This is a genomic window from Phycisphaerales bacterium (assembly GCA_035627955.1).
Taxonomy (GTDB): Bacteria; Planctomycetota; Phycisphaerae; order Phycisphaerales; family UBA1924; genus JAEYTB01.
Genome location: DASPKU010000012.1, coordinates 212,807 through 225,460, shown reverse-complemented (window position 1 = coordinate 225,460; position 12,654 = coordinate 212,807). Strand labels below are relative to the sequence as shown.

Here is a 12,654-nt window from a genome sequence, read left to right as displayed (position 1 = left end):
ACAATCATCGACATGCGCGCATTCCCTCTCGACGCCGCGCACGGCCGCGGTAGCCTTTGAGTATGGCCTCCACCGCGCCACAACCCGACTTCGCCGAGACAGGCCCGCCCCTCTCACCGCGCGACAAAGAGCTCTTCAACGCCTGGTTCGACCACGACTGCCGCCTCAGCGAGCTCGCCCGCGAGTTCGAGACCTCGGTCGTCGCCCTCGCCGAGTGGGCCCGCCAGCCCCACATCGCCCAGCGCCTGAGCCTCGTCCGCGAAATCGCCCAGTCGCGCTCGGCCACCCTCCGCGACGAAACCCGCCACGCCGCCCTCGCCCGCCTCCAGCAGATCATCCGCTTCGAGACCAACGCAGAAACCGCCCGCCGCGCCGCCGACCGAGTCCTGCGCAGCGACTACCTCGCAACCCGCCGTTCCGGTTCCCAGGAAGCACCCTCAACTGCCTCCTATGAGTCCTATGACTCCTATGAGTCCTATTCCCCTACCTCACGGCGCAAACCACAACCCATACCGCTGCATCACCCCACCATTGATCCCGACATCCCCATTGTCGCGCACGACATTGGCGACGGTGCTCACGAAGTAGCTCCCGTTCGCCAGCCTGTCACCGGTGGCCGGCGTGAACCGGAACCGGGCCCGATACCCCCCAGCGGGATCAGCAGTCACCGAGAGCAGCGTCGTAGTGACAGCCGTCGGCCCGCTCACACTGACAGCACCAGCAGTGATGCTGGCGAGGTTAATGGCCCCGTTGTCATGGAAGCGCACGACAACCTCGAACCTGCTCGCATCATTCTGGTTGGCGGTGACGCCCACGATGTCCGCCGCGGGCTTGTCGAACCACAGCCCGAAGGTCCGCAGGTTCCCGCCGGGAGCGGCCCTAAACAAGTTGTCCCTGACGACCCCGGGCTCGACCCGCACGGTGTACCCGGCGTTGTCGCTGTAATCCCAGAACCCGCCGCGAGCGGTGACCTTGTAGATGCCGGTGTAGCTCCCATCACCATGGTCGATGAGCTGCGTGCGGGTGGCGGTCTGCGAGTACCCGTTGGGAGCGCTCACGGTGACGAGGTTCGTGGCGTTCGTGATGCTCGCCTGGATGATGCCGTTCAGCCCCGAGAACTTGATCGGGATGAGCCACTCGTTCCCCGTCATAGTGGTCGAGCCGGCGATGCGGGCGCTCGGCGCCGTGAAGAACAGCCCCGGGTACGTCTTCAGGTTGTGCCCGCCCGGCCCCCGCCCGCCGGTATCCAGCACCGTCCGATTATTGAGCACGATCGTGTAGGCGCCGCTGTGCAGGTAGTTCCACCCGCCCGCCGGCGCCGGGATCCGGTACACCGCGGTGACGTTGTTCGCGCTGTTGACGATCTTCTGGTGCAGCGAAATCCCCGTGATCACCTCGGCACCCTCAACGCGGATGTCAGCCGCATCAATGGTCGCCGTGTTGATGGCGACATCGTCGGTGTAGTTCACCACGATGAGCCAGTCGCTGGTCCGCATGGTGTTGCTGGTCACCACCGCCTTGGGCTGCGTGAACCACAGCGACAGCGTACGGATGACCCCATCCCCGATGTCATCGTCATTCACATCCGTGACCTGCCCGTCGGGGGACGTTACCTGATAGTGCCCGGTGTCTGTGTAGTTCCAGGCCCCGCTCGGCGCCGCGAACAGATAGATGGCGCGGACGCTGCCGTCCTCCTGTGGGACGGCAGGCCCGAAGAGGTTTCCCGTGAGCGTCGGCCCGCCCGCGCGGGTGGCGATCAGGTCCCCCGCCCCCAGGCTCTGCGTCTGCAGCCCCGCGTCCGACCTGTAATCGACCACCACGAACACGCCGGTGTCGTTGTGCGACGCCGACACGAACGTGGCGGTGGGGGCCGCCATCACCAGGCGCGCCTCCAGCTGCTCTGCACGGCTCAACTCATTCGCACGCATACGGCTCTCCTGACAAGGGGATTGCGGAGCCTCATGGTAGCTGGATGCCGGTGCGTGCAAACCCTTCTGGCACGCACCCCGAGACCGAAGGGGTCGCCCGCCCCGCCGGGGTACCCTGTGAAACTCACCAACGGAGGCTCTGCATGGGTGGCTTGAACGGGCGGATCGCGGTCGTCACGGGCGCTTCGGCCGGCATCGGCGCGGCCATCGTCGAGCTCCTCGCCCGCGAGGGCGCCAAGGTCATCGCCAACGCCCGCCGGCGCGAGAAGCTCCACGACCTTGTTGCCCGCCTGGGCCCGAGCGTTCGGGCATTCCCCGGCGACGCTTCCGATCCCGCGGTCATCACCGCCATGCTCGACGACGCCGAGCGCGCCTTCGGCCCGCCGGACCTCGTCATCGCCAACGCCGGCCGCGGCCTCAACGGCTCCGTCCTCACCTCCGACGTCTCGCAGTGGGAAGAGATGATCCGCGTCAACGTCCTCGGCGCCGCCCACCTCATGCGCGAGGCCGGCAGGCGCGTGGCCGCCGCCACCGCCGGGAAGTCCGGCCCCGACGTCGTCACCCGCCCGCGCGACCTCATCGTCCTCGGATCCGTCGTCGGCCGCCACGTCTCGCCCTTCTCCTCGATGTACGGCGGCACCAAGTTCAACGTGCACGGCATGGTTGAGGGCGTCCGGCGCGAGCTTGGCCCCAAGGGCGTCCGGGTCACCCTCATCGAGCCCGGCTTCGTGGTCAGCGAGTTCCAGGGTGTCGCGGGCTACGACCCCAAGTGGTTCGACGAGGTCGTCCAGCGCATCGGCCCCGTCCTCCAGCCCGAAGACGTCGCCCGCTGTGTCACCTTCATCGCCAGCCAGCCCCCGCACGTCCACGTCAGCGACATCCTCGTGCGCCCCACGCGCCAGGACTACCCATGAGATGAAAAAGGCCCGGAGCTCGCTCCGGGCCTTCGGTCAGGTCAGATGAGATCAGTGAACTAGAGCTGGTTCAGCACCTTGTCCAGCAGTGACCGGGCGTTCTGCTGGCCCAGGTAGAAGTCGGTCCGGTTCACGCTATCGAAGGGATCCGACAGGAAGCGGTTGAAGTTCGGCAGCGTGTACGCACGACCGTTGCCCGGACGCTCGTCCACGGCGTTGGCCGCGAACGGATCGAACGTGTTGGTGTTGGCGTCGTACGCCTCCGTCACACGCAGACCCATCAGCTCGCCCGCACGCCGAGCGACCGCGGCCGACAGCGCCTGGACGAACTCGTCCACATCCGCGCGGCTGGGCGACAGGCCCTGCAGGGCGAACGACGGGGCGAACACCACGGCCTCGTCCTCGAGGTCCGCGTTGAGCGCGTCCGAGTGCTCGCTGTAGCCGTAAGGCTGGCTGACCGGCGTCGGGTCCAGCGGCAGGTTGGTGGTGAAGATCGGCGAGATCGGGTCCGCCGAGGAGGTGATGAAGACGGTCGAGAAGGGCTGGAACTCGAAGTCCGCGGGGTTCGCCGAGAAGTTGACGTCGAAGCCGTTGCCGCCGCCCGAGCTCTGGAACAGGCTGTTGAGCGTGGCCACCACGCTCGTGATGATGTAGTCCTGCACCGACTGGCCGTTGATGGTGCCGGTGAAGGCAAGCGACGAGGCGAAGAAGGGCAGGAGGCTGGTCGCCTGACCGCCGGCCTCGAGCCAGTTGATGATCCCGCCCGCGGTCTCGAGCAGGAAGTTCTGGGTCGGCCGCGTGGTGTCTTCGATGCGGGCGCCGGTGACGATCTGGATCTGGTAGTCCGTGTTGCGGACGCCCTGGATGTAGACCGCGAGGCGGGCCGCGGCGCCGGGCTGGTCGATCCGGTCGGGCGCGGGGAAGGTGATGAAGAAGTCACTGTTGGCGTCGTAGCCGTAGCGCACGCGGCCGTTGTCGGCGAGGATGGTGTTGGGCTTGCCGCCGTTGGGCGTGAAGTCGGTGGGGCTGAAGATCAGGCTGCCGTCGTCGATGCCGGTGGCCGAGGAGATGTCGAAGACGCCGAACTGCACCTGGCCGCGGGTCTCGACGGGCGAGGTCGCGGACGTGCTGCCCAGGTCGGCGCCCAGGTCGGTGAGCTTCACGGTGATCGTGATCAGGGTGCCGGGCGCGATGGGCTGGCCGTTGTTGAGCTTGTAGATGTCGACGTCCGCGGCGTAGTCGTCGGGGATGCCGGCGTGGCCCTTGGGCCCGATGGCCGAGTCGATGACGGTGATCACCTGGCCGGGGCCGGTGCGGCTGGAGACGATCTCGCCGTCGGGGCTGACGCCGCTGATGAGGTCGTCGCCGTTGCCGGCGACGTTGTCGGCGCCGCGGCTGTAGGTGAAGACGTAGCCGCTGATGGTGATGGAGGGGATGTCGTCGCCGGTGCCCAGGACGCCGTCGTTGCCGGCGAACTGCGAGAAGCCGGGGGCGTTGACGACCACCTGGCCGTTGCCGGCGTCGGTGGGGGCGTTGAAGCCCGAGTCGCCGTCGTCGAAGATCGTGACGGTGAAGTTGTAGTCGCCGACGCCGCCGGGGGCGGGGGGCGGGTTGGTGACGGTGGTGGGGTCGGTGATGTTGGCGGGGTTGCCTACGAAGATGAAGTAGGTGCCGGTCTGCTTGATGAGGAAGTCGGCGTCGAAGGTCAGGCGGGTCTGGTCGGTGAAGTCGGTGAAGATGGGCAGGGCGGCGCCGCTGAGGGCCGCGAAGTTGCCGTTGGCGTCCAGCAGGCCGAACTGGGCGAGCTGGGCGGTGCCCTGGAGGGAGCCCAGACGCAGGATCTGGCCGGCCTGGAGGGTCACGGCGTACACGTCGAGGTCGCCGCCGAAGCGGAAGACGTTGGCGTCGTTGTCGGGGTGGTCGCCGATGAAGCCGCGGACGGTGTAGGTGTTGTTGGGGTCGGGCAGGCCGTCGGGGGTGAAGTTGTCGTCGAGGACGAAGTCGAGGTTGGTGGGGCCGTAGAGGTCGATGCGGCGGCCCCCGACGTCGAGGATCGCCGGGGTCAGGCGGTCGCCGGCGTCGCCGACGATGCTGTCACCGGAGAAGTCCTCGCCGATCTGCGAGAGGCCGTCGCCATTGCCGTCCAGCGTGACGCCCGTGAGGCGGGCGCGGATGCGGGACTGGTCGATCTCGAAGCGGTAGACGCCGGGGCCGGGGCGGCCAGGGACGGCGGGCAGGTTGCGGGCGGTCACCGCGTTGCTGAACGTGACGCGGGCGGTATTGGTGTTGTTGTCGTAGGTGACGGTGTAGTCGATGCCCTCGACGAGGCGGACGACGACGTCGCCGCTGCCGCGGACCTCGGCGACGCTGAGGGCGCCGCTGATGGAGGTGCCGTCGATGGGCTGGTTGAAGACGATGTTGGCGGTGGAGATGCCGCTGGTGACGGTGACGAAGAGGTCGGTCACGACCAGCGACTGAGGCTGGAGGCGCGGGGCCTCGAGGGCGAAGTTGCCGATGGAGCCGGTGAAGTTAGCCCCACCGATGCGGACCGGGCCGATGGTGCCGTTGCTGGCGATGCGGTAGGTCTCGCTGCCGCGGCTGGAGCCGACCTGGACGCCGCCGATGGTGACGGAGGCGATGTGGGAGCGGCCGCCGCCGACGAGGTCGTCGGTGGTGCCGATGAAGCCGTCGCGCCCGCGGAGGTAACCGGCGGAGATGCTCGACTGGGCGAAGTTGCCGGCGATGCTGATGGCGCCGATGTTGCCGCTGGAGACGCGGTCGGCCGCGGTGCCGGTGCCGCCGGGGGCGGCGTCGGTGCCGAAGTCGGCGCCAGCGGCGATGTTGGACTGGTTGGCGTCGCCGGTGATGGTGATGTTGCCGATGTTGTCGCCGGCGGAGAGGAACGAGCGGTTGAAGTTGCCGGACTGGAAGGAGCCGAGGCTGCGGCCGAAGCGGAAGGCGGCGCGGTCGACGTTGCCGCTGACGACCAGGGACTGGGCGTCGCGGTCGACACTGATCACGGCGGAGGCGTTGCCGCCGATGCTGATCGTGTTCACGTTCAGCAGCTGGACGCGGGCCTCGTTGAAGATGGCGGTGTTGGGATCGCCGAACTGGCCGTTGACGCGGAAGGTCTGAACGTTCTCGGCGTCAAGGAAGCCGCCGCGGAAGTTGTTGAAGGTGATGGTGTTGACGTCGCCGCCGATGGAGATGGTGCCGGTGCCCTCGAAGTCGCCGTAGGTGAGCGAGCCCACGTTGCCGTCCACGATGAGGTCGCTGTCGCCGGCGACGCGGCCCTGGAAGGTCACGCTGCCGAGCGAGGCGTCGTCGTTGGTGACGACGTCGACGCTGGTGGTGACGCCGGTGCTGGAGGAGACGGTGAGGTTGGTGGCGCTGGTGGTGTTGCGGAGGATGAGAGTGTTGGTGGCGGTGTTGAAGAACGCCTGGCCGGGGCCGGAGACGGCGAAGGTGACGTTGGCGCCGTTGACGTTGTTGAAGGTGCGGGTGCCGGTGAAGGCGGTCCCGGGGGTGCCGACGCCGTTATCGATCTGGGCGTTGGTGCTTGGCAGGGTGGTGCCGCCGCGGACGAAGCGGTTGTCGTTGGCGATGTTGCCGGGCAGGATGTCGGCGAAGACGCGGGTGTTGATGACCGGCCCGCTGATGTTGAGGGTGTTGATGGTGGAGAGGCCCTGGACGGAGCGGTCGTCGCCGTCGAGGTAGATGCCGTTGAGGCCGGGGTCGATGCCCGCGGCGAAGAGGGCATCGACGATGCCGTTGCCGACGCGGACGGTCTTGATGCTGCCGGGCTTGGTGACGTCGGCGTTGTCGCCGACGCCGCCCAGGCGGCGGTCGGCGCCCAGGCTGGAGACGCCCGCGACGAAGGCGGTGTTGTTCACGCCGCCGACGTTGATGGTCTCGATGCTGTCGCCGGCGACGAAGGCGCTCTGGATGCCGACGGTGTTGGGGTCGTTCTGCACCGTGCCGCTGACGGTGACGTTGATGATGCTCTGGCCGGCGATGAAGTAGGTCTCGAAGACCGACCCGCCGGGGACCTCGACGGCCACGATGTTGCGGCCGGCGGAAATGGTGGGGCCCTGGCCGGTGCCGTTGACGCTGACGCCCACGGGCAGCTGGTTGCGGCGGGCGTCGTAGGACACGATGCCGGAGCTGGCGGGGTTGATGCCGATGTCGCCGAAGACGCCGTCGCCGCCCGCGAGGACCGCGAGGCGGGTGATGTCGACATCGGCGTGGACGTTGCCGTAGAGGTTGCCGTTGTTGATGGTGAAGTTGGCGATGCTGCCGTTGAACGCGGCGACGGTGTTGCCGGGCAGCAGCGAGCCGTTGTTGATGGTGATGGTGCCCAGGCTGGTGAAGCTGATGATGTCGCCGTCGAAGTCGCCGTTGATGGTGACGGAGTTGATGGGGCCGGAGGCAACCAGCGAGCCCTTGCCGACCTGGTTGTTGCCGAGCTTGTTGGCGGCGCCGCCGATGACGACGGGGCCGGTGATGCTCTCACCGACGTGGATGCTGCCGTAGAGCTGGCCGTTGCCGGCGTTGAGGCCGGACAGGTTGTTGCGGATGAGCAGGACGCCGGCGGTGGCGGGGGAGCCGATGTGGCGGCCGGCGGTGAGCGTGCCCACCGAGCCGGCGATGTCGCCGGTGATCACAAGGTCGCGCCCGGCGGTGAGGGTGTTCACGTTGCCGCCGTTGATCGTGACGATGTCGGCGATGAGGTCGCCGCGGGAGACGGTGATGGCGTTGATGGTGCCGCTGGCGCGGATCTCGCCGCTGATGAGGTTGGGGGCCGAGATCGTTCCGATGGTGCCGCCGGGGCCGGTGACGCGGATATCGGTGTTGGCGATGCGGTTGCCGGCGCTGAGGGTGCCGAGCAGGCCGGAGACGAACACCGAGGAGGACTGGAGGTTGCGGCCCACGGTCATGCTGGGCAGGTTGCCGACGTTGATGGCGCTGCCGCGGACGTCGTTGGTGGCGGCGAGGTTCTTGAGCTCGGCGTCAACGTCGATCTGGCTGCGGGTGATGTTGACGGCGGTGATGCCCTGGGTGACGCGACCGGCGATGTCGATCACCAGGTCGCTCATGTCCTGCACGGCGGTGATGGTGTTGACGTCGCGGGCGGCGAGGATCTCGTTGCGGGCGATCTCGGTGATGGTGCCGGTCAGCGTGGAGTTGCGGAAGCCGGTGACCGTGATCCGGTCGACGATGCCGGTGGCGATGAGGCGGGAGGCGTCGAAGTAGCCGTTGGCGCCGCTGATGGTGAGGTTGCTGAGGTCCTCGGCGGAGACGCGGGAGCGGAAGAGGGGGGTGTTGGTGAGGCGGATAGTGCCGATGTTGCCGGTGGGGGCGTCGACATCGTCGTAGTAGAAGGAGGCCCAGAAGCCGTCGAAGAGCTCGGAGCCGATGCTCGCGTCGCGGACGAGGCCGTTGGTGAGGGTGAGGTTGCCCAGCCCGTCGATGTTCTCCTCCTCGGTGGCGCCCTCGTCGGTCTCGTTGAAGGCGTTGATCACGCCGCTGATGACTGCGCCGCTGGTGCGGGAGGTGAAGACGTTGCGGATGTCGTTGGTGGCGAAGATGCCGCTGGTGAGCATCGGACCGCGCTCGGACTGCGCGAGACCGTCGCCGATGTTGATGTCGACGATGGTGGCCGCGAACACGTGGCCGACGATGCCCTCGAAACGGCCGACGGGGGTGATGCGGTCAGCGTTGGCGTTGAGGGAGGTCAGCTCGCCCGCGGCGTCCTGGAGGATGACGTCGCCCACGGTGCCGTGGATGACGGCCTCTTCGAGGTTGCCGGTGCGGACGACCAGGCCGTTGAGGTAGCCGTCGAGGGGGCTGCCGATGTCGTCAAGGGCGCTGTTATCGTCGTCGAAGACGTCAACGTTGATGGGGTGGTAGATCGCGCCGGACCAGTTCTCGTAGAAGGCCTCGGCGGGGCCGACACCGAGAGCGCCGCCCACGGCGTTGACGTTGCCGGTGGCGAGGCCGAGGTAGGGGCCCAGGAGCGAGGGGCCCCAGCTGCCGACGGTGGTGCGGCCGAGGTGGCCGCGGAGATCGAGGCGGTTGAGGCCTGCGACGTCGATGGCGATCATGTCGCCGCCGGTGCTGTTGGCGATGAAGTCGAGTGCGGCGGTGCTCTCGATGCGGTAGACCTCGATGCGGGTCTGGCCGGAGATCTGGATGCCGGCGCCGTTGTCGGCGCCGGTGATCTCGATGAAGCCGATGGAGATGGGGGCGCCGACGCCGCTGGAGATGGAGTCGATCTGGAGGACGCCGCCGCCGGTGAGGTCGACGCTGATGCGGCCGATGGCCACGCCCTGCGAGCCGTCGACGGGGATGCGGCGGATGGTTCCGATCTGGGTGCCCTCGGGGGCGTTGTCGACGGTGATGCGGAGGCGGCTGCCGGCGTCGTCGGTGATCTCGATGGTCTGGCCGCCGATGATGGGCTGGAAGACGTCGCGGCTGGAGATGAGGTCGATGCGCTGGACGTCGGCGAAGCGGATGTTTGAGCCCAGGCCGGTCTCGAGGCGGAGGCCGCCGGCGAGGACGGTGCCCAGGAAGATGCCCACGCGGTTGGGGGCCTCGTCGACGGCGTCGTTGTTGCTGTTGACGAGGAAGGTGGTGATGGTGGAGCCGTCGGAGGTGCGGACGCGGAGGCCGCTGGCGAAGATGTTGCCGCCGACCTCGAAGTGGCCGATGTCGCCGTTGCCGCCGTTGGCGCCGGTGGTGATGGACGTGAAGCTGTCGGTGACGGGGTCGTAGCGGGCGGGGTCCTCGGAGCGGTCGTGGTCGACGCCGATGGAGCCGGAGACGCGGATGGCGGCGATGCGGCCGCCGGCCTGGAGGTTGAAGTAGTTGACGTCACCCTCGTCGCCGGCGAAGCCGAAGTACATGCCGGTGATGATGGTGCCCACGTCGCCGCCCACGATCATGTTGATGGGGCTGCCGGCGGTGTTGTTGGGGTGGCCGATGTCGGAGCCGGCGGTGATGTTGTAGACGTTGCCGGGGGCGGAGATGCTGCCGCCCTGCCAGGCCATGTTGTCGTCGTCGTCCTGGTCGGTGTTGATAATTGAGAGGGGGTCCACCAGGGCGCCGCCGGAGTTGACGAAACCGGTGCCGATGCGGAGCGAGCCGATGTTGCCCGCGAGCACCTGCACCACGTTGCCTTCGCCCGCGGCGACGTCGGTGAAGCCCGAGCCGCCGCCGGTGCGGTAGGCGCCGAGGGTGGCGGCCGCGAGGCCGGTGATGCTGATGGTGTAGCGGACGTTGGCGATCTGGGTATCGGCCGTCTGGCGGTCGGTGGGGTCGGAGACGACGAGGTAGTAGACGCCGGGGCTACGGGGCTTGAAGGTGATGCGGGAAGAGCGGCCGGGGATGCCTTCCTGGGGAGCGGCGTAGGTGCGGCCGTTCTCGTCCATGATGCGCATGTAGATGGCCTGCTCGGTCCCGTTGAGGAACGCGATGCCCTCGATAGAGATGTCCTGCGAGCCGTCGACGGCGAAGGCGTAGACGTCGTTGGTGTCCTCGCCCTGGGTGGGGTCCTGGCCGGAGAGGGCGCCCTTGATGCGGACGCCGGTGGTCATGCCGCCGATCCATTCGGCGCCCAGGAGCTGATCGTTGCGGAAGAGCTCGGGGCCGAAGACCATGGCCTGGTCGCTGGTGGCGTCGTAGCGGTCGTTGGGGCTGCGGGCAACCCAGTTGGTGTTGTTGAGGATTGTGTTGATGACGTCGCGTGTGCCAAAGCTGGTGTTGATGGCGTTGACCCACTCGCGTTCGTAGTGGGTGAAGTTGTCGCGGGCGGGGCGAACGGCGGCGTTGTTGAGGTCGCCGACGACCTGCACGTCGAGCAGGCTGCGGCCGGCGATGGCGAGCTCGCCCATGGTGCGGCCGACGAGGAGCTGGCCGGCCGTCTTGTTGACGGGGTCGATGTCGTTGGTGGGGTTGAAGTCAGGATCGGGAACCCATTGACCCGCGTCGGTGCCTGCATACAGGGCGCCGAGGTCGCCTTGGACCGTAATCGAGCCGACGAGGTAGCCGACGTAGATGCGGTCGACGAAGCCCTGGAACTGGGAGGAGCCGTGAAGGATGCCGTGGAGGTAGACGCTGCCGAGGTTCCCGCCGTCATCGATGAAGATGCCCTGGTCGGGCTGGGTGAAGCCATCGGTGATGGTGTTGCCCTGGCCGGGTGCGAGGCCGCCGGGGTTGTACTGCGCGGGGTTGCCGTTGGGGCGGACCCAGGGTGAGCCGATGATGACGGAGCCGGGGCCCGGGGGGAGGCCGGCGAAGTCGATCTCCGTCTCACCGGGCGGGATGTCCCAGGCGTAGGCGAAGCCGGCGTCCTCGAACGCGTCGAAGTTGCCGATGAGCTCGTCGGTGAGGGTGAAGGCCCAGTTGCCGCGGAAGTCGGGGTTGAACTCGTTGAAGTCCGAGTCGTCGGGGGCGTCGTCGGTGAAGGGCGCGGCCGTGCCGCCCCAAATGGAGATGGCGGTGCGGGAGTCGGTGTTGAGGAGGTGGATGGAGCCGATGCCGTCGTTGAAGTCGGGGACGCCGTCGTCGTTGGCGTCGATGATGGGGCGGCCCTGGCCGCCCTCGGGCTGGCCCGCGGCGAGGGAGGCCACCATGTCACGCCCGTAGAGATCGAGGAAGGTGGCAGTCGCGCCGACGGGGCCGGTGAGCACCACGACGGCGCTGAAGATACGTGACTCGATCAGTTCGGCGAAGCGGGCCTGGGGCACGGACCAGGAGACATCGCGGATGCGGAAGCCGGGCGTGCCGCCGGTGGGGGCCTCGATCATGGTGATACGGATGGCGTCGAAGCCTTCCTCGAGGTTGAACTGGGCGGCGCCGGTGCCGAGCGCGGGGTTGCCGGTCTGGAACTGGTTGCGGAGGGCGGCGCCGGTGAAGGAGGCGACGACGGCCTGGTTCGCGCCGCGGGTGAGGTCGACGCGGACGTTATCGGTGAGGAGGCCGGTAAGGTCGGCCGCGCTGAGGCCCTCGAAGGTGACGGTGGCGGAAGTGACGACGACGGGGCGCGCGGGCGCGTTGTCCTGCGCGGGAGTGAAGAACTCCAGGGTCATGAACTCGCCGATGGTGTCCTCGGTCACCTGGAGCCAGCGCACCTGGTTGTCGGCGTTGGGGGGCTGGGCGTTGATGAGGATGTCGCCCGGCGGGAAGATGTTGTGGCGGACGCGGAGGCCGGACTGGAAGAACTGGCCGCTGCCGATGGGGCCGAAGCCGGCCTCGCTGAAGTTCTCGGTGGTGACTTCAGGCGGCTGGGGGGGCTGGATCTCGACATTGGTGTGGAGGTAGGGGATGACGTAGCTGAAGTGCTGCCGCACCGTGCCCAGACCGGTGTTGGGGTCGACGATGTCGGGGGTGATGGCCAGCGAGAAGAGCATCTGGCGACGCTCGAGCTGGTCGACGGTGGGGCGGTCGGTGAGGCCGGCGCTGCTGGTGAGCGCCTTTGGTCCGCCGATGGGGCGGCGCTGGCGGAGGTAGCGGTTGCTGCTGCTGCGACGGACAGGCGTGCGACCCATATCAGCTCCTCAACGAAAACCGGAAGTCCATCCTTGAACGCTCGCCGCGGTGTTGTTGCGGCGAGTTCCCGTGACGCTGTCGCAACGTCGAGTCGGCGGGGTGAGCGCCGAAGCAACGCTGAGACTCTCCCACGGTGGCCTGGGCCTTGCGGCCCAACCGAAGCGGTCGCGGCGCTCCGCGCTGGAGCGGCCTGACGCGACGTGCTTCAGACCCGTCGTGCGCCGCGGCACGCGTCTTGCGACGGCCAGGGCGCGGGTCAGTCT

At 68.1% G+C, this 12,654-nt stretch carries 3 protein-coding genes; 1 reads left to right on the top strand and 2 read right to left on the bottom strand.

The window, feature by feature from the left end; all coding sequences use genetic code 11:
• Positions 1–488: 488 nt before the first annotated feature.
• Positions 489–1,928, bottom strand: coding sequence for a hypothetical protein (locus tag VD997_10720; protein ID HYE62460.1), 1,440 nt, complete (start codon positions 1,926–1,928; stop codon positions 489–491).
• A gap of 143 nt (positions 1,929–2,071) precedes the next feature.
• On the opposite strand from VD997_10720, the gene VD997_10715 reads away from it, so the two are divergent.
• Complete coding sequence (locus VD997_10715) at positions 2,072–2,842, top strand: SDR family oxidoreductase (GenBank protein HYE62459.1); 771 nt, start codon at positions 2,072–2,074, stop codon at positions 2,840–2,842.
• Between the two features lie 59 nt (positions 2,843–2,901).
• On the opposite strand, the gene VD997_10710 is transcribed toward VD997_10715, so the two are convergent.
• Positions 2,902–12,390: a hypothetical protein gene (locus VD997_10710; GenBank protein ID HYE62458.1), complete on the bottom strand. Its 9,489-nt coding sequence runs from the start codon at positions 12,388–12,390 to the stop codon at positions 2,902–2,904.
• Positions 12,391–12,654: the final 264 nt, after the last annotated feature.

Bases quoted from the DNA above. Each gene is read 5' to 3' on its own strand.
- VD997_10710 (HYE62458.1), bottom strand. From the start codon at position 12,390: ATGGGTCGCACGCCTGTCCGTCGCAGCAGCAGCAACCGCTACCTCCGC.
- VD997_10720 (HYE62460.1), bottom strand. From the start codon at position 1,928: ATGCGTGCGAATGAGTTGAGCCGTGCAGAGCAGCTGGAGGCGCGCCTG.
- VD997_10715 (HYE62459.1), top strand. From the start codon at position 2,072: ATGGGTGGCTTGAACGGGCGGATCGCGGTCGTCACGGGCGCTTCGGCC.